A 24,496-nucleotide genomic window follows, 5' to 3' on the forward strand; every position below is an offset into this window, starting at 1 on the left:
ATGAGGAGCTTGTCATCATGTCCGGTTCAGCTACTGCCACTCCGCCCGCCCAGCGCGATTCCTCTTCCGGTAGTGCAGGTCAAGACGCCCTGAATGCCCAGCCACCTTATCTGCTGGAAATCAGCAATATCAGCAAGGGCTTTCCTGGCGTCATTGCACTCAACGATGTGCAACTGCGGGTCCGCCCCGGCAGCGTATTGGCGCTGATGGGCGAGAACGGCGCCGGCAAATCCACCCTCATGAAGATTATTGCCGGTATCTATCAGCCGGACGCAGGCGAAATCCGTCTGCGGGGTAACCCCGTCACGTTTGATACACCGCTTGCGGCCCTGCAGTCAGGGATCGCCATGATCCATCAGGAACTGAACCTGATGCCCTTCATGAGCATCGCGGAAAACATCTGGATCGGTCGCGAACAGCTCAACGGCTTGCACATGATCGATCACCGGGAAATGTTCCGTTGCACGGCCCAACTGCTGGAGCGCCTGCGTATAAAACTGGACCCGCAAGAGCTGGTTGGCAACCTGAGCATCGCCGAGCGGCAGATGGTCGAGATTGCGAAGGCGGTCTCCTACAACTCCGATGTACTGATCATGGACGAGCCGACCTCGGCCATTACCGAGACCGAAGTCGCGCATCTTTTCTCGATCATTGGTGACCTTCGCGCCCAGGGTAAGGGCATCATTTACATCACCCACAAGATGAATGAAGTGTTCGAGATTGCCGATGAGGTGGCCGTGTTTCGTGATGGCTGCTACATCGGTCTGCAACGTGCCGAAAGCATGGATGGCGACAGCCTGATTTCGATGATGGTGGGCCGTGAGCTGACCCAGCTGTTTCCAGAGCGTGAAAAGCCGGTGGGGGATCTGCTGCTCTCGGTTCGGGACCTGCGCCTGAACGGGATCTTCCAGGGTGTGTCTTTCGACCTGCATGCCGGAGAGGTGCTGGGCATTGCCGGTCTGATGGGCTCGGGCCGGACCAATGTTGCAGAAACACTGTTCGGCATCACGCCCAGTGATGGCGGCGAGATTCACTTCGATGGCGCAGCCGTGCGTATCGGCGACCCCCATCAGGCTATCGGCCTGGGGTTTGCGCTGCTGACAGAGGATCGCAAACTCACGGGGCTGTTTCCCTGCCTTTCAGTGATGGAAAACATGGAAATGGCAGTGCTGGCCAATTACGCCGGCAATGGCTTCGTCAAGCAAAAGGCCCTGCGCGCGCTGTGCGAAGACATGTGCAAAAAGTTGCGGGTCAAGACGCCATCGCTGGAACAGTGCATCGATACATTGTCAGGCGGCAATCAACAGAAGGCCTTGCTGGCTCGCTGGCTGATGACCAACCCCAGGGTGTTGATTCTCGACGAGCCTACCCGCGGTATCGACGTCGGCGCCAAGGCCGAGATCTATCGCCTGATTGCTTTCCTGGCCAGTGAGGGCATGGCGGTCATCATGATCTCCTCCGAGCTGCCCGAAGTACTGGGCATGAGCGATCGGGTCATGGTCATGCACGAGGGCGAGATGATGGGCATCCTGCCGCGCAGCGAAGCAACCCAGGAAAAGGTCATGCATCTGGCGTCCGGGCATTCGAACCCTTGAGTTCGCACCACCGGACGATTGCCATCAGAACTCGCCAGAAAAAGAACAAGAGCCAGAGGGAAAGAACATGAGCAACGCAATCCTGCAGAACAAACCGGCCCTGGCGCCGACCAAAAGCAAACGACGGTTGCCGACCGAACTCAGCATCTTTCTGGTGCTGATCGGGATCGGGCTGATTTTCGAACTGTTTGGCTGGATCGTTCGCGATCAGAGCTTTTTGCTCAACTCGCAACGGCTGGTGCTGATGATTCTGCAAGTGTCGGTCATCGGCCTGCTGGCCATTGGCGTGACCCAGGTGATCATCACGACGGGTATCGATCTGTCGTCAGGCTCGGTGCTGGCCTTGTCGGCGATGATTGCCGCGAGTCTGGCGCAGACGTCGGATTTCTCGCGCGCGGTATTCCCTTCGTTGACCGATCTGCCCGTGTGGATTCCGGTGGTGGTCGGTCTGGGTGTCGGGTTACTGGCTGGCGCAATCAACGGCAGTATCATCGCCATCACTGGCATTCCGCCTTTTATCGCCACGCTCGGGATGATGGTGTCGGCCCGTGGGCTGGCGCGCTTCTACACGGAAGGCCAGCCTGTCAGCATGCTCTCGGACTCCTACACCGCTATCGGTCAGGGCGCGATGCCGGTGATCATCTTTCTGGTGGTTGCGGTCATCTTCCACATTGCGCTGCGTTACACCAAATATGGCAAGTACACCTACGCCATCGGCGGCAACATGCAGGCGGCCCGCACGTCCGGGATCAACGTCAAGCGTCATCTGGTCATTGTCTACAGCATCGCCGGTCTGCTGGCGGGCCTTGCAGGCGTTGTCGCCTCGGCGCGTGCTGCCACAGGTCAGGCGGGTATGGGCATGTCGTATGAGCTGGACGCCATTGCTGCAGCGGTGATCGGCGGCACCAGTCTGGCCGGGGGAGTAGGGCGCATCACCGGGACCGTCATTGGTGCGTTGATCCTCGGGGTGATGGCGAGCGGGTTTACCTTCGTCGGGGTTGACGCCTACGTTCAGGACATCATCAAGGGGCTGATCATTGTGGTGGCGGTCGTGATCGATCAATATCGCAACAAGCGCAAGACCAAGCGCTGAGCCCTACCGCAGCAAACGATACGCACAAGGGCCTTTGAGGCCCTTTTGTGCATCATTAAGGAAGCTGGAACCGATGGGTTCTGCGTCGGTCAGACCCTCATCCAGCCGAGCCCAATACAGGTTTGGTGCCGGGTTTTCAGGGGCTAACGCGCAATTGTTGTGCAAAATGCCTTCAATTGTGTTGCCGAGTGCGCAAGGCGGCCTTAGACTGCCGCCCCTCGTAAATTGAGTGCCAGGTGGCGCTTGGAGATTATGGCGCTTGAACGGCAACGTTGAGCCGCTCCTCAATGCACGTTTTTTTATAGAGAAATCAATGACAAAGGAAAAGTTGCTGGCCATGCCGGCCGATGACTACATGAACGCCGAGCAGCACGCTTTCTTCGTCGAGCTGTTGCAGAACATGAAGGTCGAGATCCACGAGCGAATCGAGCAGAGCCGTATTGCCATCGAAAGCCTGGACACGCCTGCCGACCCTGCCGATGCTGCTTCCGTTGAAGAAGAGCGTCACTGGCTGGTCAATGTTATTGACCGTGATCAGCGCATGCTTCCGCAGCTGGAAATGGCATTGTCGCGCATTGCTGAAGACACCTTCGGCTGGTGCGATGACAGCGGCGAGCCTATCGGCCTCAAGCGCCTGCTGATCAGCCCGACGACCAAGTATTGCATCGAAGCGCAAGAGCGCCACGAGCAGATCGACAAGCACCAGCGCCAGGCCTGATTCACAGGAACCTTGGGGTGCAATGCAACCGGGACGCAAGAGATTGCCTCCCGGTTTTGTTATGCCTGAAATTTGTCGTGCCCCTCATACCCGTTTACAACTATCGGCTCATGGCACATTGCCGTTTTCTGGCGTTTAATGAGGGCAATAACGACAAATAAAAACAGGGGTGACACGGCATGTCCGAGAACGCATTGGAAGCGGTCCGTTGGTGGGTTCCTGCAGTGCAGAGCGTCATGCTGTGTGTGCTGTTGGCGGCTATGACCTTCGCAGGCCTGTCGTTTTATTTCGCCGTTCCCGCTGGCCTGTTGCTGCTCTGGCTACCGCGTCTGCTACAAAGAAGCACTGCCCGACCTTCAGCGCCAGCGAACGATAACGCCATCGGGCTTTTGGCCCGCGACCTTTCTCACACCACCAGCCACAACGCGCTGTCCGCCGCGCAGGTGGCGTTTGCCGTTCGCCAACTGGCGGGCAAGGTCCAGTCGCAACTCGACACCGCCGAACAGGTGGTCAGCAGTGCCGATTTGATGATCGCGACTGAGCAACAGGCGGCCCAGTTGAGTCAGCGCGCCTTGTCTGCTGCCAGCCAGGCGCGTCAACGCAGCGATGCTGGCAGCGGGGTGCTGACCGAGTCTATTCAGCGCATGCATCGGTTGAGTCAGGGAGCTGTGCACAGTCGCGAGCTGATCGAGGCGTTAAGCCAGCGCAGCGAAGAAATTCAACGTGTAACGATGGTGATCGAGTCCATCGCCAGTCAGACCAACCTGCTGGCGCTCAATGCAGCCATTGAAGCGGCTCGTGCGGGCGAGCAGGGTCGAGGGTTTGCCGTTGTGGCCGACGAGGTTCGTGGGCTGGCCGGGCGTACCGCCAGTGCGACCCGGGAAGTGGGGCAGATGGTGGCCGATATCCAGCAGCGCACCTCGCAGGTCGTAGGGCAAATACGTCAGCTCTCAACCGATCTGGATGCCGGTGTCGAACAGGTCGAACTCACCGGACAGCATCTGGAAAGTATTGCGCGCCTGGCCGTAGAGGTGGAAAGCCAGGTGGGTGAAATCGCGCAAGGCGCGCAAACCAATCAGGACCAGTTGGCCAGTTTGTTCGTGGCAGTCGAACGCATGCGCAGTGACCTTGCGGTCAGCGATGAGCAGACGCGGCATCTGGCCAGGGCCGCGGTACAGATGGAAGGGCAGGCAGAGTCCATCAGTCAGCGCCTGGCCGAGGTTGGCCTGGATGATTATCACCAGCGTATCTATGACCTGGCTCGCGAGGGTGCGCAGCAGATCGCGGCGAAGTTCGAAGCCGACATAGAGCGCGGGACGGTCAGCCTCGACGAGTTGTTCGATCGACAGTACAAGCCCATTCCCGACACCTCACCGACGCGCTTCAACACCCGCTTCGACCGATACACCGATCAGGTGCTGCCCGGTATTCAGGAACCCTTATTGACGCGCCACGATGGTCTGGTGTTTGCGATAGCCTGTACCCAGCAGGGCTACGTGCCGACCCACAACAATGCGTTCAACCAGCCGTTGACCGGCGATCCCTTGGTGGACAACGCTCGCAATCGCAGTAAACGAAAATTTGATGACCGCACCGGTATTCGTTGCGGCAGCCATCAGCAGCCGGTCTTGCTGCAAACCTACACCCGAGACACTGGCGAGCTGATGCATGATCTCTCAGTGCCGATCCTGATCAAGGGGCGGCATTGGGGTGGGCTGCGGCTGGGCTACAAGCCTGAAAGTGCTGTCGCGAAGTAGTGACTTGTTGTGTCTGTAACTAAGGATAACGATGTATATAGTTATCGGCTTATCCTGAATGGCAGCGCTATTCCGGTTAAATGCCGTATTTTTAATATGTAGGACTTTTCTGAAAAGCTTCTCCGTAACTTGACTGTTTGCTCGCGCTGAGCAAGCTACTTAAATCAACGTAATGATTTGTTGATTTTAAGGCGGCTAATACAGGGCCGATTCAAGGACGGAAATAAAATGAAAACTACAAGGGATGTTAAAGAGAGGGGGGCGGTCTCCGATGCTGCTGCGTTAAGGGTGACCGTTCGTGTAGGTCTTTTCTTCGATGGTACGGGTAATAATCGTATCAATAGCCGGATTGGCGCTGATTGTCAGGCGCTGATGGAGGTTAATGGCGATCGTCACATCAAAGAGTGTGCAGGGCGTCACGCTGATCCAGGCAGTAGTTACAGTAACGACCTCAGTAATATTGCAAGGCTTGCCGATCTGTATCGTCATCAGCCTGTTGCGGCAAACGATGGACATGGCCTGAGGGTGTATTGGCCTGTGTACGTCAGTGGTGCCGGAACAACCTCGGGGTGTCGTGATTCGTTGTGGCCCGGGCAGAGCTTCGGCAGAGGCCCTACCGGCGTCGTGGCCAAAGTCGAGCGCGCATTCAAGAAGCTGGACGCACGTTGCCGGGCATTTACCGATGAAAATCCCGGGTGTGTGATCGCGGCCCTCGAACTGGATGTATTCGGTTTTAGCCGCGGCGGCGCGTCGGCCAGGCATTTCGTCAATGAAATACTCAAGAAAACGACAGGGATGCTTGAGCCCGTGCTGCGGAGTAGAAAAGTGCGCCTGAGCGAGGATTTCAGTTGGGCAAATGACAGCGTGCGGATCAAGGTGGTCGGTCTATTCGACACAGTCGCGGCCATAGGCAGTTTGAAAGATCTGGGTAATGTCAGTGATTTCGCCAATGGTCGGGTGAACCTTTATCTGCCCCCTGGCTGTGCTCAGCAAATCTTCCATCTGGTGGCCCGCGACGAGTTGCGTCGCAACTTTGCACTCAACAGCATCAGACCTGTGTGGTCGCGTGAGATCGTGCTGCCCGGCGTGCACTCCGACATCGGAGGGGGTTATCCGCCGCAAATGCAGGAAAACGTGCTGTTGACCCGACCCCGTGTCGACAATGGTTGCACCGACCACCCAACCGCATCGACCTGTGCCTGGCTGCAAGCTCGCCTGGAGTTGCAACAGCTCGATGCCGAGCGCTGGCTTGACCCTCAGGATGCTCAGGCGATGTTGCAGGTGCAGGCCTGCGATACGTTCTACAAAGCAAGCCGCTCTTCATTGGGTGGGCGTTCAGCTGTGGTGGCGGCGTGCTTGCGACGGCAGGTTTTTGGTCACTTGTCTCGCGTGCATCTGCGGGTCATGCATGCGCTGGCGCTGGACGAAGGCGTACCGTTCGACCCCATTCCCTTGACACAGGATCTCCAACTGCCGGGAGAGCTTGAAGGGATCGCACGCAAACTGATCGACTACGCGCGGGGCGAGCCGTATTCACTGAGTGACGATGAAGAGCAGGTGTTGCGCTGGCGCTACATTCATCATTCGGCGCATTGGGGGGCTGCCATCGGAAGCCTGGGCAGTCTTGGCGATGCCGTGTTCGTGCATGCGCCTGAGCCGGGGGGCCGGATACTTCATCCCAACATCGGACAGCCCGGCTATCCCCAGTGAGGCCCGGTGACTGAACACGTCAACGGTTTTTCGAATCAAGGGCTCTTGTGCAGCAGGGCGTTCAACTCGTCCACCACAGGGGCCCACTCCGCATCGCTGCGCAGTTCTTCTTTCAGAAAGTCTGCCTGCTGTCTTGTCCAGAAATCGGCGTCGACCAGTTTGACGTCGTCAGGCAATTGATGGGCCTGGGCAAACTTTGTAATGTCGTCTTCATCCGAGGGCAGTCCCAATTGATCAAACAGTCCAGCCAGAGTCGGGTTCGGCAATTCCATGTCATCTCCTCGACGAGGGGTTGCCTCGTACAGTCATTGGTTCTGTATCGGAGTCTCGTGAGGCGATGAGAGTTCGATGCATTTTACCGTGATGTGACGCTGCTCTTTTACCCAGGCAGGTCAGGTGATATGTTCTGCACGCTGATGAACCCTGTCGAAGCCGGTTTCTGTCTGTTCAGCTACTCTTCGGTTGTCACGGCAATGTCTTCAGGTTGAAGGCGTAGCGTGCGCGACATCGTTTGTACAAAAGGCATATATCCCGTTGATGCTGCGAGCCGGTAGAATCCGTGCCCAGCCTGCACAGGGGCTCGGCTGGCCTGCCCGGCAGTCTGGAGTGCAGCGTATCAACAGGTCTTGGCCGCACCCGGCGGCAACACGGATGAACGACTTTTAACTGCCTGAATACCTGGCAGCTTCATTTATCACGTTTGGGGGTTTGTACTTTGGCTGTAAGCAACCTGGATACTCACGCTCTGTTTGTGCTCGGCGATTTGCGTGCACAGTTGGTCAAGCAATTTCAATCGCGTTTCGTTTATGTCGTTGAACAATCGGCCGAAGGCATCTATATCGCTGAAATCGACACCGAAACTGCTCTGGTCGTTGATGACAAGCCCCGTCTTGAACTCAAGGTCGGCGATCATTTTCGGGCGTCGGTATTACCCAGCCGCGAAGGCGGAAAGTTTGAATTGAAGTTTCGCGAGATCAAACTGACCGTTTATGGGTTGGGTGAATATGCATTTGTCGACACCGCCGAAGGTCACGGCATCGTGTTCAAGGAAGGTCATACGGTACTCATGGTCTTTGCAGCTGCCGAGCAGTTGCAGGCAGGCATGAGCAAGACGTTGAAGACCGCCGTTGGCAAGGCCGCCAAATGGCGCAAGGGCGAACTCGCGTTCAAGGCCAGCGAATAAGGCGAGCCTGGGCGGCGCTTCAACCGCCTGCTGATTCACCTTCGGTACGCCCGCCGCTGACTTCCGCGGGCACATCCTCGCCAGCCATGCGTTTGCGAAACAGACCGGTGCGCGCCAGCAACAGTGTCGTGACAGGGACCGTTATCGCCAGCAGGACAGGAATGAGCCAGGCGTGAATGACCGGTTCGGACTTGAGTGCAGAAAAGTAGATGATCGACGCCAGCGCCACGCACCATGCCCCCAGCGTCGAGGCCAGGGCGGTAGGGTGCATGCGTTGGAAAAAGTCTTTCAGGCGCAGCAGCCCCAGCGCGCCGGTCAGGGTGAACAGGCTGCTGGCTACCAGCAGCACAGCTGTCAGGACTTCTGCCCAGAAGGGCACTTGCAACGATATGCCGGTCATTCAATTACCTCTCCGCGCAACAGGAACTTGGCCAGGGCGAACGAGCCGACGAAGCCGAACAATGCGATCAGCATCGCCGCCTCGAAATAGGTATCGCTGGCATAACGTATGCCCAGCACCAGCATCATTAGCATCGCCGTGATGTAGAGGTAGTCCAGCGCCAGGACGCGGTCCTGAGCCGAAGGCCCCTTGAGCAGGCGCAGCAGCGTGACGACCATGGCCAGCGCGAAAATCAGCAGGCTGATCAGGATGGCGTTGTCGAGCAGTGCACTCATTGAAAGATCTCCATCAAGGGACGCTCATAGGTAGTCTTGAAATGCTCAATGAATTGCGCCTCGTCTTCCAGATCGAAGACATGCATCAGCAGCACGCTGCGGTCCAGCGCCAGCTCCGACCAGACCGTCCCGGGCACCACTGTCGTCACCATCGCCAGAGCGGCCAGGCCGTTGGCATTGTGCAGGTCCAGCGGCACCCGCACGAAAGCCGAGCGCGGTGGACGGTGCTTGAGTCTCCAGACGCTCAAGCCCACCTGCACGTTGGAAACCACCACGCCGCGTCCCACCATCAGCAGAAACTTCAGGATTGTGCCGGGCTTTCGAATACGCACCGGTATTGGCCGCAAGGGTGCCATCAGCAGCGGCGCGAGAAAGGCCAGCACGGCACCGAGCAACAGTTGACCGGGGCTGATCGACAGGTTCAGAACCAGCCACAGCACCCACAGGGCAAGTGAAAAGACCGGCGCAGGGAACAGACGCTTCATGGTTGTACCTCCGGTGTGCCCGCATTGCTGTTGGGACCTGGCACCGGACGCGCAGCCAGAACCGACTGCACGTACTGCTTGGGTTCATGCAGCGCTGCTGCGGTGTCCTGCGTGTAGCGCAGCAAAGGTTCGGCCTTGAACGTCAGGCCGACGCACAGGCTCAGCAAAATGATGATCGGCAGGCATTCGTTGCGGCGCAGTACCGGTGAGGGGCGTTCGTACGGCGTCCAGAAACGCTGAGTCCCCAGTCTTGAGAAGGCGATAAGTGAGGCCAGCCCGGAAAAGATCAGCAGGGCGATCAGCATCCAGGACGCCAGCGACAGCGCTTCATCCTGCGCCACGTCGAGGCCGAGCGGATTCATCAGAGCACTGAGTAACGTCAGCTTGCCGATGAAGCCTGACAACGGCGGCATGCCGATGATCAGCAGGGCGCAGATCACAAAGCTCAGGCCCAGAAACGCCATGGTGACGGGAATGACTTGTCCGACCACGACTTTCTGTTGCTCATCCAGGTTGGTGCCGGGAGGCGGATGCAGTGATTCCAGCGTGCGCGGTAGCTGGTCAACATCTTCTTCCAGGGGAATTTCGTTGGCCGAGCGCGAGCGCTCGATCAGCTCGGCCAGCAAAAACATTGCGCTCAGGGCGAGGGTCGAGCTGACCAGGTAGAACAGCGCGCCTGAGGTAAGGCTCGGCTGTGCGAAGCCAATGGCCGACAGCAGAATGCCCGCCGACACCAGAATGCTCAGGCTCGCCATACGTTCCAGTCGTTGTGCGGCGATGATCGCGATGGCCGCCGTGAAAATGGTCGCCATGCCGCCGTAGATCAGCCAGTCGCCCCCGAAAAACGCAGAAGCGCCGGCCTGGCCCGAGAACAGCAGTGTCCACAGACGCAGCAAGGTGTAGACGCCGACCTTGGTCATGATCGCGAACATCGCGGCAACCGGAGCGCTGGCGGCGGAGTACGCAGGCACCAGCCAGAAGTTCAGCGGCCACATGCCAGCCTTGGCAAGAAATGCGGTGGCCAGAATGGCGGCACCTGCATGCAGCAAGCCTTGATCGGCTGCCGAAACCTGCGGAATCTTTATTGCCAGGTCGGCGAAATTCAGCGTGCCCGTGACACCGTAGATCAGCGCAGCACCAATCAGAAACAGCGAGGACGCCAGCAGGTTGACGGAAATGTAATGCAGGCCCGACGAAACCCGGGCCCGACCGGAGCCATGCAGCATCAAACCGTAGGAGGCGGCCAGCAGGACTTCGAAGAACACGAACAGGTTGAACAGGTCGGCCGTCAGGAATGCGCCGTACAGCCCCATCAATTGAATCTGGAACAGGGCATGGAAGCTGGCCCCGGCCCTGTCCCAGCGCGCCAGAGCGAACAGCAGCGCGCAGACCGCGACGATGCCGGTCAGTACCATCATCAAGGCTGACAGGTGATCGACCACCAGCACGATGCCGAACGGCACTCCCCAGTTGCCTGGCAGATAAACGCCGATGGAGCCGCTGGTGCCGCTTTTCTGTACCCAGAGCATGAGCGCGATGGAAATGCCCAGCCCCAGCATGCTGGACAGCAGATTGATTCGGCCTTTGAGCGGGCGGTGCTTCTCGCCCAGCCACAGCATCAGTCCAGCGGTCAGCAGGGGCAGCAGAATGGGTGCAATGATCAGTTGATTCAGCCAGCTCATGCCTTGGGCTCCCGGCCATCAACGTGGTCGGTGCCGGTCAGTCCTCGCGACGCGAGCAGAACCACCAGAAACAGCGCAGTCATGGCGAAGCTGATCACAATAGCGGTCAGTACCAGTGCCTGCGGCAGCGGGTCGGTGTAGTTGAGCAGGTCCTGCGGGATGCCGTCCTTGATGATCGGCTCCCGGCCAATGAACAGGCTGCCCATGCTGAAGATGAACAGGTTGACGCCGTAGGACAGCAGGCACAGCCCCATCACGACTTGAAAGGTCCTGGGGCGCAGCATCAGCCAGACGCCAGACGCTGCCAGTACGCCGATGGCAATTGCAATCACTTCTTCCATCAGAGGACTCCTTGCGGGTTGGCAACAGGCTTGGGCAGCACGGTCGGGCGGTGGCTGCGCACGGACTGGTGAGCCAGGGCGGTCAGGATCAACAGCGTTGCACCCACGACGACCGCGTAGACGCCCACGTCGAAGAACAGCGCGCTGGCGAAGTGAAGGTCACCCAGGATCGGTAGATGCAGATGCGCGGTGTGGGTCGTCATAAACGGATAGCCCAGCGCCATGGAGCCTGCGCCGGTCAGCACTGCACACAGCAGCCCCGTACCCATCCAGCGCAACGGCCGCAGGCTCATCTGGGCCTCGACCCATTGAGTGCCTGCGACCATGTATTGCAGGATGAACGCCACTGACATCACCAGACCTGCAACGAAGCCGCCGCCCGGCTGGTTGTGGCCCCGCATGAACAGGTACATCGAGATCATGAAGGCAATCGGCAGCAGCAGGCGGACCAGCGCGGCGGGCACCATCATGAAGCCCAGTGCGGTATCGCTGGCGCTGCGCGGGTTGATCAGGTCGGTCACCACATCACGCGCCAGCAAACGCTGCTGTGCGGGCAGCGCGATGCTTTCCTTGGGCGGTCTGAAGCGGCGCAGCAAGGCAAACACGGTCAGCGCCACGGCAGCCAGTACCGTGATCTCGCCGAAGGTATCGAAGCCCCGGAAGTCGACCAGCATCACGTTGACCACGTTGGTGCCGCCGCCTTCCGGAAGGGCGCGACTCAGGTAGAACGAAGAAATGGCATTGGGTGTCTGACGGGTCAGCATGGCATACGACAGGATCGCCATGCCGAGACCGACCATGACCGCCAGCACGAAATCGCGGACCCGGCGAGTGCGGGCTCTCAGGCGTGTGCTGGTGGCAGCGACGTCCTCGTTACGCCTTGGCAGCCAGCGCAGGCCGAGCAGGATCAGTACCGTGGTCACGACTTCAACCACCAGTTGGGTCAGCGCCAGGTCGGGTGCCGAGAACCAGACGAACGTGATGCAAGTCATCAGTCCGCACACGCTGACCATGATCAGGGCGGCGAGGCGATGGTATTTACCTTGCCAGGCTGCACCCAGCGCGCAGACGATTGCGATCAGCCACAGGGTCACGAAAACCCCGGAACCCGGGATCTTCGGGCGATCCCCCCAGGTCACGCCATTGAAGAACATAGGTATGAAGCCGCCGACGACAGCCGCCAGCACCAGCAGAAACAATTGCGGCTGCAGCCGTCGGGTACTGACCTTGCGCTCGAAGCGTCGCGCCCAGTGCATCACGACCACCAGACTGCGGTCGAAAAAGCGTTTGCCGTTCAAGCGTCCTATCAGGGGCGGGACCGGGAATCGGTCGCTCTTGAGGGAGTTGCGCAACAGCAGGTAGAGCAGAATGCCGCCCGCCATGGCCACCAGGCTCATGATCATGGGGGCGTTCCAGCCGTGCCAGATCGCCAGGCTGTATTCGGGCAACGTGCCGCCCACCACGGGTTGCGCGGCTGCGGCGAGCAGAGGCGCAACCGATTGAGCTGGAAAGATGCCGACGACCAGGCAGGCCAGTACCAGAAACTCCACCGGCGCACGCATCCAGCGTGGCGGTTCATGGGGCATGTGCGGCAGGTCCTTGGCGGCCGGGCCAAAGAAGACGTCCACGGTGAAGCGCAGCGAGTAGGCCACGCTGAACACGCCCGCGATGGTCGCCACCACAGGCAGCGCGATTTCCACCCAGGCCGTGGCAGAAATGAACACCGTTTCGGCGAAGAACATTTCTTTGGACAAAAAACCGTTGAGCAGCGGTACGCCAGCCATGGAGGCGCTGGCGACCATGGCCAGCGTCGCGGTGTAGGGCAGCAGCTTTATCAGTCCGCTGAGGCGCTGGATGTCCCGAGTGCCGCTTTCGTGGTCGATGATGCCCGCTGCCATGAACAGCGAGGCCTTGAAGGTGGCGTGGTTGAGAATGTGGAAGACTGCAGCGACCGCAGCCAGCGGGCTGTTGAGGCCCAGTAGCAGAGTGATCAGGCCGAGGTGGCTGATGGTCGAGTAGGCCAGCAGGCCCTTGAGGTCGTTCTGGAAGATCGCCGCGTAAGCGCCAAGAATCAGTGTGCAGGCCCCGGCCCCACTGACGATCCAGAACCATTGTTCGGTGCCGGAAAGGGCGGGCCACAGGCGCGCCATGAGAAACACTCCGGCCTTGACCATGGTTGCAGAGTGCAGATACGCCGAGACCGGTGTGGGGGCGGCCATCGCGTGGGGTAGCCAGAAGTGGAAGGGAAACTGCGCGCTTTTACTGAGCGCGCCGATCAGGACCAGTGTCAGCATCACCGGGTACAGCGCATGAGCGCGAATCGCGTCGCCGGAGGCCAGCACGCGGTCCAGGTCATAGCTGCCGACGATGTGGCCCAGGATCATCATCCCCGCGAGCAGCGCCAGGCCACCTGCGCCGGTGACCATCAGCGCCATGTAAGCACCGCGCCTGGCGTCGGCGCGATGGTGCCAGTAGCCGATCAGCAGGAACGAGAAAACACTGGTCAATTCCCAGAAAAACACAATCTGGATCAGGTTGCCGGACATGACGAGGCCGAGCATGGCCCCCATGAATGCCAGGAAAAACGCGAAGAAGCGTGGCACCGGATCATCCGGGGACATGTAATAGCGGGCGTATAAGGACACCAGAGCACCGATGCCCAGCACCAGCATCGAGAACAGCCAGGCAAAACCGTCGATGCGCAGGACGAAATTCAGGCCCAGGCTGGGCAGCCAGAAATACTCTTCACGAATCACGCCGCCGTCGGCAATCTGCGGAAACCACAGCGCCATCTGGACTGCGCCGATCAAGGCGACCAGACCTGCAAGAAGGGATTCTGCGTTACGCGCATTGTGCGGCAAAAATGCCGCCAGACAGCTGCCTATAAAAGGCAGAAGCAGTAGAACTATCAGGGACATAGGCTTCTAATCTGCAGGGAAATATCAAGCATCATACGTGCCAGACACTTCGATACCAAAGGGACAGTTTTTAAATTTCCTACAAAAAATGTCTGGTAGCGACTTACAAGCCATCATTACGACATGTGATGTCAGTTGCAGCGTCGGAAAAGCCGGTCAGTCCGGCTCTTTCATACCTTCCTTATCAAGGCCCGGTTGTTCAACGGGCGCAGGACGACGCTTCATTTCACTGACAATCACACCGACCACGATCAGTGCCGCACCCAACAGCGCGATGCCCGGCAAACGCTCGCCAGCCAGTCGTCCGACAATGCCGGCCCATACGGGTTCACCTGCATAAATGACGGTGGCGCGAGTAGGGGAGACGCTTTTCTGTGCCCAGTTCATGGCCACCTGAATAATGGCGCTCATTGCGCCCAGGCCGACAGCGATCAGCACCAGCAGCCAGGAGAAGTCCGGCAGCTTCTCTTGCGTGGGCACGACCATCAGAAAGGCCAGCACCGACGCCGTTGCCAGTTGAATGACCGTCACCCGGCGCACATCCACTTGACCTGCGTAGGCGCTGATCATGATGATTTCTGCGGCAATGGCCACGGCACTGATCAACGTCGCAATTTCACCGGCGCTCATGTGCAACGAGGCCCCTTGTGGGCCGGACAGCAGCATGAGGCCGGTGAACGCGAGCGCAATCCCGATACTGGGCATCAGGCCTGGACGACGCCCCAGTACCATCCATTGCAGCAGCGGTACGAAGGGTACGTAAAGGGCGGTGATAAAGGCTGACTGACTGCTGGGGATAGTCTGCAAACCAATGGTCTGCAGACCATAGCCGAGCATGATGGCCGTGCCGATGAATACCCCTGCCTTGAGCTCGAACAGGGTCAGTCCGCGCATGACCTTCATCGAGAAAAGCGCGACAAACAGGGCTGCCGCCGCGAAGCGCAAACCGACGAAAAACATCGGGCCGCTCATCGTCATGGCAAACTGGACCAGCAGGAAGGTGCCGCCCCAGAGCATGGTAATGAAAATAAGTACGGCTTCTGCCTTGCTGATGCGGGGTGTACGGCTGATAGACTTCATGTCGTTTCCAGATCCCGTGATCTTTGTGACGAGGGCGTTGACACACAATAGCGTCGCGAAAGTGTGCAGTATAATGCGCAATTGATTCGGATAAGCACTCCCATGGACAAAGAAAATTCCCCGCGCGCTCCGGTTTTGCAGCACGTCAGCCAGAACGTGCGCCGTTTGCGTAATGCCGCGGACTTGAGCCAGACCGCTCTGGCAGAAAGGTCCGGCGTCAGTCGACGGATGCTGGTGGCCATCGAGGCCGGAGAAAAGAACGTCAGCCTGGCCACGCTCGATCGTGTGGCCGAAGGGCTTGGGGTTGCCTTTAGCGATTTGATCCAGGCGCCTGATATCCGTGACCACAGTCGTATCAACGAACTGGCCTGGGCGGGTGCGATCCATGGCAGCAAGGCGGTGTTGCTGGCCAAGGCCAACGCTCGACGGGAGGTAGAGTTGTGGGAATTCTGCCTGGAGCCGGGTGACCTGTACGCCGCCGATGCTGACCCTGAGGGCTGGAGCGAGCAGGTCTATGTCGTCGAAGGTCACCTGATGATTCGCTTTGCCGAGTCCGTCGAGGCCCGGCCCGTTGGCCCTGGCGAGTTCTACATGTTCCCCAGCAGCCAGCCACACCGTTATTGCAACGAAGGCACCGTGACGCTGCGCTTTGTGCGCAACGTGGTGCTGTAACGCACCCACTTCCACTCACAGCAGCACCTGCCGAGGCCATGTTCGATGATCGAAGACAAGCACACGACTGCCGATGTTCTGATCATCGGCGGCGGCCTGAGTGGCAGTATGCTCGCCGTGCAATTGCTGCGCAGGCCGGGGTCACGTCGAATCCTGATCGTCGAACCCCGGCCGGAATTGGGCCGCGGCGAGGCCTACAGCGCGACTGAGCCGGGACACACCCTGAACGGGAATGCAGCGCGCATGAGTGTCGACCCGGACGATGCCGACGATCTCACGCGTTGGTTGACCCAGTACCTGGCCGACGGCGGGTGGCCTGAGTCCGCCTTACAACACGTGCCCATTGCCGAGCTGTTCCCGCCACGCGGGGTGTTCGGGCTTTATGTACAGCAACGTTTGCGCGAAGCCCAGGCGGTGGGCGCGGCCCACGGTTCGGTCCTGGAGCACGTGCGTGGCGAGGTCGTCGACTTGCAGGTACATGCCGAGGTTCTGCGTGCGACGCTGGGCGATGGTCGGGAGTTGCAGGGGCGCTTCACGGTTCTGGCCACCGGCATGTATGCCGCAGCGCGAACACCTCAGCGCGAATCGAACGAACTCAATGCCGCTGCGCTCGACCCTTGGGACGTCGCGGCCATGCGCCGGCTCGATCCTCAGTCGCGTGTGCTGATCATCGGCTCCGGGCTGACCATGGTCGACGCGGTGGTCTCCTTGCAGACGTCCGGGCATCGCGGTCCGATTCAGGTCTACTCCCGACATGGGTTGTTGCCGCATGTGAGGCGTCAGCCACCTGAGTGGTCGGATTTTCTCGGGCAGGACCACAGCATTCGCAGCACTCGGCAGCTGGTTCGCAAGGTGCGCGAGCAATGTGAACTGGCGATCGAGAGTGGCATCGACTGGCAGGCGCCACTGGACACCGTGCGCGCCAATATCGGCAGGCTATGGAATCAGGCTTCCGACAGGCAGCGGCGGCAATTCGTTCGCCACGTCCGTCCCTGGTGGGAAAGCCATCACCATCGCTCGCCGCCGCCGAGTGCAGCGTTAGTGGCGCGATTGGTGAGGGAAGGACGACTGTCCATCCAGGCGGCATCGCTGCAAGGCGTTGCGACCCAGGCGTCAGGGCAGGTGCAGGTCAGACTGCGTTACCGGGGCGATGAGCTGCCGTCGCAGGTCACAGGTGATGCACTGATCAACTCAACGGGCATCGAATACGACTGGCGCCGTGTGGATCGACCTTTGCCGCGTCAGTTGCTTGCCCGAGGATTGATTCAGCCAGGCCCCCTGGCGCTGGGTATCGCTGCCGATGCTCACGGTGCCGTTCTCGATGCCCAAGGCGACTATTCGTCACGCCTGTTCGCCATGGGCCCGCCGTTGCGTGGCATGTGGTGGGAAAGCACGGCCGTCACTGATGTGGCGATCCAGGCCAAGGCGCTGGCCCTTCATCTCCCGGATTGACATGGGGCCTTCTCAGGGCTGTTCGAGGAGGCGGGCACCTGCGCCGCGCTTGCCCAGTTCATCTCCCCAATTGCGCAATGGGCAGGCGTCCATCGACAGGCAACCACAACCGATGCAGCCCGTCAGTTGATCGCGAAGAGCGATCAGGCTGCTGATCCGTTCATCCAGTTCGGCTTTCCATTGTTCGGACAGCTTCTGCCAGTGCGCAGCGCTCGGCGAGCGGCCTTCGGGCAGGTTCTGAAACGCAGCATGAATGCTTGCCAGCGGAATGCCCAGGCGCTGCGCGACCTTGATCAACGAAACCCGGCGCAGCGTTTCTCGTGGATAGCGTCTTTGATTGCCAGCATTTCGCTGGCTGCTGATCAGACCTTTGGTTTCGTAAAAATGCAGGGCCGTCACCGCTACACCGCTGCGCGCTGCCAGTTGGCCCACGGTCAGCATTGCGGGAGATTTTGTTTCGGGATGAGTGTTCATATGCACACTGTTCGCTTGACCTCTATTTAAGTAGAGGTTTTACCCTGCCTGCACTTTGTTAGCAACAGCGCCCAGCGGGGAGAGCGTCATGGGATCATCCGTTACTCAACAGCCACACAACCAGCCCTACAGCCAGCTCGTGGAGTTTGTCGTCGATGCGCAGCACCAGCCTGCGCTGATCAATGCCCTGATAGCACGAGACGATTGTTTCACTTCAACCTGCCCAGGTTTCATCAGTTCAAGCGTGCAGGCCAGCGAGGACGGTCTGCGGGTATTGCATTACGTGCTTTGGCAATCCAGACCGCAGTGCGAAGACGCGGGGCTCAATGTCGAAACCTGCGAGATGGACCTGCACGTGCTGATGCGCCGCTGTCGGGCCACGAGTGCGACGTTTGGCAGCTTTCGGATGATGGGGCAGGTATCAGCTCGTCCTTGAGCGACAGAGTGGGTTACACGGAAAGGTGCAGCATCCGGTCACCCTGCAGCGTTTCGCCCGGCCTGCGTTTGTTGACGGCCAGTTCACCGATTCTGATCAGGCGGGTGCGGGTTACATTGCGCGTCAGTCCCAGCAGACTGGCGGTGTGCACCTGGTTATGGTGGCAGAAACGGTAAGCGGCCCTGAGCAGGGCGTCCTCGACCTTTTCGTGCAGGGCACCAGCCTGTTCCTCGAACAGTTTCTGGAAGGCCCGGTTCAACAGTTGTTCCGGGGATTCTTCGTGGTGGGAATACTCGTCCTGGCGCTCGATTCTCAGGTTGGACAGGCGCAGATCATCACGCTGGATCACGCCGTCGCGACAGACCAGCAGTGTGTGATGAATCACGTTTTCCAGCTCGCGTATATTGCCCGGCCAACTGTAGGTTCTAAGCTTGTGCTCGGCCTCGGGGCTTACCTGGACCGGGCCATGTCTGAGACGCTGGCTGTAGACCTGAATAAAGTGCAGCGCCAGCGGCAGGATGTCGCCCGGTCGCTCACGCAGCGGGCTCAACTCCAGATTGACCACGTCCAGTCGGTAGTAAAGGTCCTCCCGAAAATGCCCGGCGTTGATGGCTTTTTCCAACTGCACGTTGGTGGCTGCCAGCACTCGCACATCAATCGGGATGCTCTTGCGCGAGCCAAGGCGCACCACCTCGCGTTCCTGTAGCACGCGCAGCAGCTTGACCTGCAGGCTCATGGGCAGGTCGCCGATCTCGTCGAGAAACAGCGTGCCGCCATTGGCCTCTTCGAACCACCCGGCCTTGGCCCCGACCGCGCCGGTGAACGCGCCTTTCTCGTGACCGAACAACTCTGCCTCGATCAGGCTTTCGGAAAACGCTCCGCAGTTAACCGCCACGAATGGCTTGTCGCGGCGCGCGCTGAGTTCATGCACATGCCGTGCGACCAGCTCCTTGCCGGTGCCCGTTTCGCCAATGATCAAAACGCTGGCGTCACTCGGTGCGACCTGTCGAACATGCTCCAGCAGGGCTCGTGACTTGGGGTCTTCGAACACCTGCGCAGTGGCCCTGATCGAGGTGGCCAGCGCAGGCGAGTGCGGCAGGGTCAGCAGTTGCACTGACATCACTTGGCCTGCGGCGGCAAATCGTTGGCGATCATCTCGCCGAACGGGCCGGTCAGGTTGGTAATGCCGCGTCCCGCCAGACTGGCGTAAGGTTCCGGCAGCAACGGGAACACCAGTTCTGCGAAGCGATAAGCCTCTTCCAGATGCGGGTAGCCGGAGAAAATGAAACTCTCGATGCCCAGGTCTGCGTATTCCTTGATGCGCGCGGCCACTTCTTCGGGATTGCCCACCAGCGCCGTGCCAGCTCCGCCGCGCACCAGGCCAACGCCCGCCCAGAGGTTAGGCGCGATTTCCAGGTTGTCGCGACGTCCGTCGTGCAGGGCGGCCATGCGGCGTTGCCCTTCGGAATCAAAGCGTGAAAAGGATTTCTGTGCCGCCGCGATGGTCTCGTCACTGATGTGTTCAATCAGCGTGCTGGCCGCTTTCCAGGCTTCTTCGCTGGTTTCGCGCACGATAACGTGCAGGCGAATACCGAACTTCACGGTCCGTCCCTTGCGCGCCGCGCGCTCGCGCACATCGGCCAGTTTTTGGGCGACCGCTGCTGGCGGCTCGCCCCAGGTCAGGTACACGTCCACCTGGTCGGCAGCCAGGTCATGAGCGGCGTCCGAGGAACCGCCAAAATACAGCGGCGGATACGGTTTCTGAATCGGTGGGTACAGCGCCTTGGCGTTCTGTACGCGCAGGTGTTTGCCTTCGAAGTCCACCGCTTCGCCTTGCAGCACGCGACGCCAGATCTTCAGGAATTCGTCGGTGACTTCGTAACGCTCGCTGTGGTCGAGAAAGCTGCCATCGCCACGGTTTTCATCCGGGTCGCCGCCAGTCACTACGTTGATCAGCAGACGCCCGCCAGACAGACGATCCAGCGTGGCGGCCATGCGTGCCGACACCGTAGGAGAAATAATGCCCGGACGAATCGCGACCAGGTATTTCAGCCTCTCGGTGAGCGGCACCAGTGCCGAGGCGATCACCCAGGAGTCCTCGCAGGAGCGTCCGGTGGGGATCAACACGCCGTAGTAACCCAGATCATCAGCCGCTTGAGCCACTTGCTTGAGGTAATTGAGCGTGACCGGGCGCGCGCCTTTGGTGGTGCCCAGATAGTGGCCGTCGCCATGAGTCGGAAGAAACCAGAAAACGTTCATGAAAAATCCTTGAGTGGTCAGCCGGGTCTGAGTCTGTGAAGGCTGCTGTTGGCTCCTCAACAGTGGGCCAACAGCGCTTCGAAGTGACGCCATTTATAGACACTCGGATTTATTCCGTAAAAGAACGTTAATCCATATTTTTAGATTTTTAGGTTATATGTCAGCCAAACCCTCTTGAATGCCGGGCCATCAAGGCGCTCGTCATCCAGCCGAAACTTTGCCCAGCCAGGCCTGTCACTTTTTTACGGTCAACGGGAGTCAGGCAATGGCAAGGGCAATCTGGAAGGGGGCGATCAGTTTCGGGCTGGTGCATATACCGGTGGCGCTGATCTCGGCGGCATCATCCAAAGGCGTCGATTTTGACTGGCTCGACAAGCGCAGCATGGACCCGGTGGGTTACAAGCGCGTCAATAAGGTCACTGGAAAGGAGGTCTCCAGCGAGAACATCGTCAAGGGCGTCGATTACGAAAAAGACCGTTATGTGGTGCTCAGTGAGCAGGAGATCCGTGCCGCGCACCCCAAGTCGACGCAGACCATCGACATCTTCGGTTTCGTCGACAGCCAGCAGATCCCTTTGCAGAACATTGATACGCCTTACTACCTGACACCTGACAAAGGCGGCGAAAAAGTCTACGCGTTGCTGCGTGAAACCTTGCACGACACCCGAAAAGTAGCGCTGGCCAACGTGGTGCTGCACACCAAGGAACATCTGGCCGCCGTCATGCCTCTGGCGTCAGCGCTGGTCTTGGTAATGCTGCGCTGGCCTGCCGATGTACGCGAGCTTGATGACCTTGACCTGAGTGACGCCGTCACCGATGTGCAGTTGAACAAGAGCGAACGCGATATGGCCAGGCGTCTGGTCAAGGACATGAGCGCAAACTGGAAGCCGGAAGAGTACCGCGACACCTTTCAGGACAAGATCATGCAACTGGTCGAAACCAAGGCGCGGCAGGGCAAGATTCAGGACGTCGAGACCGATCCGGGCGAGGACGAGCGCAAGAGCGCCGATGTCATCGACCTGACCGACCTGTTGCGCCGCAGCCTCGCCGGTAAAGGCAGTGCGAGCAAGGGTGGTTCAGGCAAGAGCAAGGCGACCAGATCTGCGCCGAAAACCAAGGTGGCTGAAAAAACCTCCAGCAGCGACAGTGCCAAGCCTGCGGCAACTGCCAAGCGCCGCGCACCGGCTCGCAAGAAGACCGGCAAGGCCTCTTGAGCCATACGGAGACATCGACCATGTCCAAGCCTGTCAGCGAGTACATGCGCAAACGCAATTTCGGGATCACCTCGGAACCTGCCGAGGCCCCGGGCAAGAAGCGCAGAGCAAAGAATCATGCGTTGAGCTTCGTCATTCAGAAGCACGACGCGCGAAACCTTCATTACGACTTTCGCCTTGAGCTGGACGGTACGCTCAAGAGCTGGGCAGTGCCGAAAGGGCCGAGCCTTGACCCCACTCAAAAACGTCTGGCAGTGCATGTCGAGGATCATCCGCTGGATTACGCCAGCTTCGAGGGCAGCATTGCGAAAGGACAGTATGGCGGCGGCGACGTGATCGTCTGGGATCGCGGGGTCTGGGAGCCCCATGGTGATCCGCGCAAAACGTACGAGGAGGGCAAGCTTAAATTCACCCTGATCGGGGAAAAACTGACCGGTGAATGGGCGCTGGTCCGCACCCGGCTCAAAGGCAGCGGCAGCAAGCAACAGTGGCTGTTGATCAAGGAAAAGGACGCGATTGCCCGGCCTGCCGACGAATACGACATTACCGAGCAACAACCGCTGAGTGTGATCAGCGGAGCGCAGGTCGGCGTCGGGCGAGGTACGGCGACCACACCCAAGGCTCGCTCGACGAAGACTGACGCACCTTCTGCGTCAGCGAAAAAGTCCCGTGCCAGGACAAAAAGCGGTCTCCCCGAATTATTGCCCCCGCAACTCGCCACGTTGGTGGACGCACCGCCTGCTGGCGAGTGGCTGTACGAAATCAAGTTCGACGGCTACCGCATTTTGACGCGCATTCAGGGCGATGACGTGCGGCTGTTCACGCGCAACGGCCACGACTGGACTGATCGATTGCCCGAACTGGCCAAGGCGATCAAAGCCCTGAAACTGCAGGACACCTGGTTTGATGGTGAAGTTGTCGTGCTCAATGATGAAGGCTTGCCGGACTTTCAGGCGTTGCAGAATGCGTTTGAGACCGGGCGCAGTAAGGGCATTCTCTACTACCTGTTCGACATGCCCTATCTGAGCGGCGAAGACCTGCGCGAGGTGCCCGTCGAGCAGCGTCGTGATGCGCTGGGGCAAGTGCTCGGCAAACAACGCAGCCGCCTGCTGCGATTTTCCGATGCCTTTCGCTCGGGGCATAAGGACATCATCGAAAGCGCCAGCGCGATGGGCCTTGAAGGGGTGATCGGCAAGCGTGCCGGCAGTCCCTATGTGGGTAAACGAAACGCCGACTGGATCAAGCTCAAATGCCGATTGCGCCAGGAGTTCGTGATCGTTGGCTACACCGCGCCGCAAGGCAGTCGCTCGGGATTCGGGGCGTTATTGGTGGCGGTCAACGACGACAACGGCCTGGTTTACGCTGGACGGATCGGTACCGGTTTCAACGACCTGACCCTCAAAAAACTGCATGAGCAGTTGCAACCGCTGGCGCGTGAAACTTCGCCGCTGGACAAGCAGCTCACCTCGGCGCAAGGACGTGGCGTGCAATGGGTAGAGCCACAGTTGATCTGCGAGGCAGAGTTCGCCGAGTGGACACGTGAGGGGATCTTGCGTCAGGCCGCGTTCGTCGGTGTGCGCAACGACAAGTCCGCAGGTGAAGTGGTGCGTGAATACCCGCAGCCTGCGCAGGTTGCCAGTCGCCGCAAGACTGGTAAGCCGGGAAAAGCGAAGCCTGCCGATAGCCATGTAGCGTCCAGATCGGCGCGAGGCAAAGTCACTGTGGCAGGTGTGGGCATCAGCCATCCCGATAGGGTGATTGACAGCAAGACAGGCACGCAGAAGATCGAACTGGCGCAATTCTATGAAGCGATGGGTGAATGGATTCTGCCGTATCTGCTTAAACGTCCGGTGGCACTGCTGCGCTGTCCCGAGGGGATCGAAGGCGAGCAGTTCTTTCAGAAGCATGCCGAGCGCCTGGCGATTCCCCACATCCGCCAACTGGACCGCAAGCTCGACCCGGGTCATGCCGCGTTGATGGAAATCGACACCGTTCAGGCGCTGGTCGGAGCAACACAAATGGGGGCTATTGAACTGCACACCTGGGGTGCCACTCGCGATCGAATCGAAACGCCCGACCATCTGGTGCTGGACCTTGATCCTGACCCGGCGCTGCCCTGGCGCAGCATGCTCGAAGCGACGCAAATGGTGCTGGCGGTACTGGACGAGCTGGGCCTTGATGCGTTTTTGAAAACCAGCGGCGGGAAGGGCATGCACATCATTGTGCCGCTCGCTCGCCATGCCGACTGGGAGACGGTCAAAGGTTTTGCCAAGGCCATCGCCGAATTCGTGACCCGACAATTGCCCGAACGCTTTACGGCCACCATGGGCCCGAAAAACCGGATTGGCCGCATCTTTGTCGATTACCTGCGCAACAGTCGCGGCAGCAGCACAGTCACCGCCTATTCGGTGCGCGCCCGGCCCGGATTGCCGGTGTCGGTGCCGATTGCGCTTGATGAACTGCCTGGGCTTACGTCGTCGGCCCAGTGGGACATTACTAACCTTGAACAGCGCTTGCGTCAGTTGAAACACGACCCGTGGGCCGGCTACAGCAACCGGCAGAGAATCACCCGCACCATGTGGAAGCAGTTGGGGGCGACGAGGCCTCAGGACGCTTGACTGACAGGTTTTGTCGAATGCGCCTACGCTTTCACGGACCCGTCCGTTCCCGCGAGGAGGCTGTTGTCAGAAGTTGGGCGCGAACGCTTGCGCGCAGGTCCGCCCTCAGGCAACGCACATCGCTCGCTGCACAAT

At 59.6% G+C, this 24,496-nt stretch carries 22 protein-coding genes; 11 read left to right on the plus strand and 11 right to left on the minus strand.

Annotation, left to right across the window (positions count from 1 at the left end; translation table 11 throughout):
* Positions 1–17: 17 nt before the first annotated feature.
* From H8S56_RS13535 to H8S56_RS13555, 5 genes are all read left to right on the plus strand, one after another.
* Entirely contained in the window at positions 18–1,595 is a 1,578-nt protein-coding gene (locus H8S56_RS13535; RefSeq protein WP_187518925.1) for a sugar ABC transporter ATP-binding protein, read from the plus strand.
* A 67-nt stretch (positions 1,596–1,662) separates the two neighbouring features.
* A complete protein-coding gene (locus H8S56_RS13540) occupies positions 1,663–2,688 on the plus strand; it encodes an ABC transporter permease (RefSeq protein ID WP_024689251.1) in 1,026 nt (341 codons plus the stop codon).
* Between the two features lie 313 nt (positions 2,689–3,001).
* Entirely contained in the window at positions 3,002–3,406 is a 405-nt protein-coding gene (locus tag H8S56_RS13545) for a TraR/DksA family transcriptional regulator (RefSeq protein WP_004883780.1), read from the plus strand.
* Between the two features lie 527 nt (positions 3,407–3,933).
* Entirely contained in the window at positions 3,934–5,163 is a 1,230-nt protein-coding gene (locus tag H8S56_RS13550) for a methyl-accepting chemotaxis protein (protein WP_408003816.1), read from the plus strand.
* A gap of 228 nt (positions 5,164–5,391) precedes the next feature.
* Positions 5,392–6,873 (plus strand): T6SS phospholipase effector Tle1-like catalytic domain-containing protein, encoded by a 1,482-nt coding sequence (locus H8S56_RS13555; protein WP_024689249.1) that lies wholly within the window; start codon positions 5,392–5,394, stop codon positions 6,871–6,873.
* A 35-nt stretch (positions 6,874–6,908) separates the two neighbouring features.
* Here H8S56_RS13555 and H8S56_RS13560 read toward each other — a convergent pair whose 3' ends face one another.
* Positions 6,909–7,145, minus strand: coding sequence for a DUF2789 domain-containing protein (locus tag H8S56_RS13560; RefSeq protein WP_024695611.1), 237 nt, complete (start codon positions 7,143–7,145; stop codon positions 6,909–6,911).
* A 443-nt stretch (positions 7,146–7,588) separates the two neighbouring features.
* Between H8S56_RS13560 and H8S56_RS13565 the strand changes: the two genes are divergently transcribed.
* Positions 7,589–8,056, plus strand: a complete 468-nt coding sequence (locus H8S56_RS13565; protein WP_024689247.1) for a hypothetical protein — start codon at positions 7,589–7,591, stop codon at positions 8,054–8,056.
* Between the two features lie 19 nt (positions 8,057–8,075).
* On the opposite strand, the gene H8S56_RS13570 is transcribed toward H8S56_RS13565, so the two are convergent.
* From H8S56_RS13570 to H8S56_RS13600, 7 genes are all read right to left on the minus strand, one after another.
* Positions 8,076–8,456: a Na+/H+ antiporter subunit G gene (locus H8S56_RS13570; RefSeq protein ID WP_187518927.1), complete on the minus strand. Its 381-nt coding sequence runs from the start codon at positions 8,454–8,456 to the stop codon at positions 8,076–8,078.
* Complete coding sequence (locus H8S56_RS13575) at positions 8,453–8,731, minus strand: K+/H+ antiporter subunit F (protein WP_024689245.1); 279 nt, start codon at positions 8,729–8,731, stop codon at positions 8,453–8,455. The genes H8S56_RS13570 and H8S56_RS13575 overlap by 4 nt, the downstream gene beginning before the upstream one ends.
* The gene (locus tag H8S56_RS13580; protein ID WP_024689244.1) at positions 8,728–9,216 is read right to left on the minus strand and encodes a Na+/H+ antiporter subunit E; all 489 of its coding nucleotides are present in this window, start codon (positions 9,214–9,216) and stop codon (positions 8,728–8,730) included. Before H8S56_RS13580 ends, H8S56_RS13575 begins: the two co-directional genes overlap by 4 nt.
* Positions 9,213–10,898 (minus strand): monovalent cation/H+ antiporter subunit D, encoded by a 1,686-nt coding sequence (locus tag H8S56_RS13585; protein WP_024689243.1) that lies wholly within the window; start codon positions 10,896–10,898, stop codon positions 9,213–9,215. Before H8S56_RS13585 ends, H8S56_RS13580 begins: the two co-directional genes overlap by 4 nt.
* Positions 10,895–11,239, minus strand: a complete 345-nt coding sequence (locus H8S56_RS13590) for a Na+/H+ antiporter subunit C (RefSeq protein ID WP_024689242.1) — start codon at positions 11,237–11,239, stop codon at positions 10,895–10,897. The genes H8S56_RS13585 and H8S56_RS13590 overlap by 4 nt, the downstream gene beginning before the upstream one ends.
* Entirely contained in the window at positions 11,239–14,157 is a 2,919-nt protein-coding gene (locus H8S56_RS13595) for a monovalent cation/H+ antiporter subunit A (protein WP_024689241.1), read from the minus strand. Before H8S56_RS13595 ends, H8S56_RS13590 begins: the two co-directional genes overlap by 1 nt.
* Positions 14,158–14,313: 156 nt before the next feature.
* Positions 14,314–15,237, minus strand: coding sequence for a DMT family transporter (locus tag H8S56_RS13600; RefSeq protein ID WP_187518928.1), 924 nt, complete (start codon positions 15,235–15,237; stop codon positions 14,314–14,316).
* Positions 15,238–15,339: 102 nt separating this feature from the next.
* On the opposite strand from H8S56_RS13600, the gene H8S56_RS13605 reads away from it, so the two are divergent.
* Together H8S56_RS13605 and H8S56_RS13610 are read left to right on the plus strand one after the other, a co-directional pair.
* Positions 15,340–15,909, plus strand: coding sequence for a helix-turn-helix domain-containing protein (locus tag H8S56_RS13605; RefSeq protein WP_024689239.1), 570 nt, complete (start codon positions 15,340–15,342; stop codon positions 15,907–15,909).
* Positions 15,910–15,954: 45 nt separating this feature from the next.
* The gene (locus H8S56_RS13610; RefSeq protein ID WP_187518929.1) at positions 15,955–17,361 is read left to right on the plus strand and encodes an FAD/NAD(P)-binding protein; all 1,407 of its coding nucleotides are present in this window, start codon (positions 15,955–15,957) and stop codon (positions 17,359–17,361) included.
* Positions 17,362–17,373: 12 nt separating this feature from the next.
* On the opposite strand, the gene soxR is transcribed toward H8S56_RS13610, so the two are convergent.
* Positions 17,374–17,835: a redox-sensitive transcriptional activator SoxR gene (gene soxR, locus H8S56_RS13615; protein ID WP_187518930.1), complete on the minus strand. Its 462-nt coding sequence runs from the start codon at positions 17,833–17,835 to the stop codon at positions 17,374–17,376.
* An 88-nt stretch (positions 17,836–17,923) separates the two neighbouring features.
* Here soxR and H8S56_RS13620 point away from each other — a divergent pair, with 88 nt between their 5' ends.
* Positions 17,924–18,271, plus strand: a complete 348-nt coding sequence (locus tag H8S56_RS13620; RefSeq protein ID WP_187518931.1) for an antibiotic biosynthesis monooxygenase — start codon at positions 17,924–17,926, stop codon at positions 18,269–18,271.
* Positions 18,272–18,284: 13 nt separating this feature from the next.
* On the opposite strand, the gene H8S56_RS13625 is transcribed toward H8S56_RS13620, so the two are convergent.
* The gene (locus tag H8S56_RS13625) at positions 18,285–19,391 is read right to left on the minus strand and encodes a sigma-54 interaction domain-containing protein (protein WP_024689235.1); all 1,107 of its coding nucleotides are present in this window, start codon (positions 19,389–19,391) and stop codon (positions 18,285–18,287) included.
* Positions 19,391–20,530 (minus strand): FMNH2-dependent alkanesulfonate monooxygenase, encoded by a 1,140-nt coding sequence (gene ssuD, locus H8S56_RS13630; protein WP_024689234.1) that lies wholly within the window; start codon positions 20,528–20,530, stop codon positions 19,391–19,393. The genes H8S56_RS13625 and ssuD overlap by 1 nt, the downstream gene beginning before the upstream one ends.
* 265 nt (positions 20,531–20,795) lie before the next feature.
* Here ssuD and ku point away from each other — a divergent pair, with 265 nt between their 5' ends.
* The gene (ku, locus tag H8S56_RS13635; RefSeq protein WP_187518932.1) at positions 20,796–21,743 is read left to right on the plus strand and encodes a non-homologous end joining protein Ku; all 948 of its coding nucleotides are present in this window, start codon (positions 20,796–20,798) and stop codon (positions 21,741–21,743) included.
* Between the two features lie 20 nt (positions 21,744–21,763).
* Positions 21,764–24,361: a DNA ligase D gene (gene ligD, locus H8S56_RS13640; protein ID WP_187518933.1), complete on the plus strand. Its 2,598-nt coding sequence runs from the start codon at positions 21,764–21,766 to the stop codon at positions 24,359–24,361.
* The last annotated feature ends 135 nt before the right edge of the window (positions 24,362–24,496 follow it).

Origin of the sequence: Pseudomonas triticifolii (genome assembly GCF_014358015.1) — a bacterium.
Taxonomy (GTDB): Bacteria; Pseudomonadota; Gammaproteobacteria; order Pseudomonadales; family Pseudomonadaceae; genus Aquipseudomonas; species Aquipseudomonas triticifolii.

Bases quoted from the DNA above. Each gene is read 5' to 3' on its own strand.
- H8S56_RS13535 (WP_187518925.1), top strand. From the start codon at position 18: ATGTCCGGTTCAGCTACTGCCACTCCGCCCGCCCAGCGCGATTCCTCT.
- H8S56_RS13540 (WP_024689251.1), top strand. From the start codon at position 1,663: ATGAGCAACGCAATCCTGCAGAACAAACCGGCCCTGGCGCCGACCAAA.
- H8S56_RS13545 (WP_004883780.1), top strand. From the start codon at position 3,002: ATGACAAAGGAAAAGTTGCTGGCCATGCCGGCCGATGACTACATGAAC.
- H8S56_RS13550 (WP_408003816.1), top strand. From the start codon at position 3,934: ATGATCGCGACTGAGCAACAGGCGGCCCAGTTGAGTCAGCGCGCCTTG.
- H8S56_RS13555 (WP_024689249.1), top strand. From the start codon at position 5,392: ATGAAAACTACAAGGGATGTTAAAGAGAGGGGGGCGGTCTCCGATGCT.
- H8S56_RS13560 (WP_024695611.1), bottom strand. From the start codon at position 7,145: ATGGAATTGCCGAACCCGACTCTGGCTGGACTGTTTGATCAATTGGGA.
- H8S56_RS13570 (WP_187518927.1), bottom strand. From the start codon at position 8,456: ATGACCGGCATATCGTTGCAAGTGCCCTTCTGGGCAGAAGTCCTGACA.
- H8S56_RS13575 (WP_024689245.1), bottom strand. From the start codon at position 8,731: ATGAGTGCACTGCTCGACAACGCCATCCTGATCAGCCTGCTGATTTTC.
- H8S56_RS13580 (WP_024689244.1), bottom strand. From the start codon at position 9,216: ATGAAGCGTCTGTTCCCTGCGCCGGTCTTTTCACTTGCCCTGTGGGTG.
- H8S56_RS13585 (WP_024689243.1), bottom strand. From the start codon at position 10,898: ATGAGCTGGCTGAATCAACTGATCATTGCACCCATTCTGCTGCCCCTG.
- H8S56_RS13590 (WP_024689242.1), bottom strand. From the start codon at position 11,239: ATGGAAGAAGTGATTGCAATTGCCATCGGCGTACTGGCAGCGTCTGGC.
- H8S56_RS13595 (WP_024689241.1), bottom strand. From the start codon at position 14,157: ATGTCCCTGATAGTTCTACTGCTTCTGCCTTTTATAGGCAGCTGTCTG.
- H8S56_RS13600 (WP_187518928.1), bottom strand. From the start codon at position 15,237: ATGAAGTCTATCAGCCGTACACCCCGCATCAGCAAGGCAGAAGCCGTA.
- H8S56_RS13605 (WP_024689239.1), top strand. From the start codon at position 15,340: ATGGACAAAGAAAATTCCCCGCGCGCTCCGGTTTTGCAGCACGTCAGC.
- H8S56_RS13610 (WP_187518929.1), top strand. From the start codon at position 15,955: ATGATCGAAGACAAGCACACGACTGCCGATGTTCTGATCATCGGCGGC.
- soxR (WP_187518930.1), bottom strand. From the start codon at position 17,835: ATGAACACTCATCCCGAAACAAAATCTCCCGCAATGCTGACCGTGGGC.
- H8S56_RS13620 (WP_187518931.1), top strand. From the start codon at position 17,924: ATGGGATCATCCGTTACTCAACAGCCACACAACCAGCCCTACAGCCAG.
- H8S56_RS13625 (WP_024689235.1), bottom strand. From the start codon at position 19,391: ATGTCAGTGCAACTGCTGACCCTGCCGCACTCGCCTGCGCTGGCCACC.
- ssuD (WP_024689234.1), bottom strand. From the start codon at position 20,530: ATGAACGTTTTCTGGTTTCTTCCGACTCATGGCGACGGCCACTATCTG.
- ku (WP_187518932.1), top strand. From the start codon at position 20,796: ATGGCAAGGGCAATCTGGAAGGGGGCGATCAGTTTCGGGCTGGTGCAT.
- ligD (WP_187518933.1), top strand. From the start codon at position 21,764: ATGTCCAAGCCTGTCAGCGAGTACATGCGCAAACGCAATTTCGGGATC.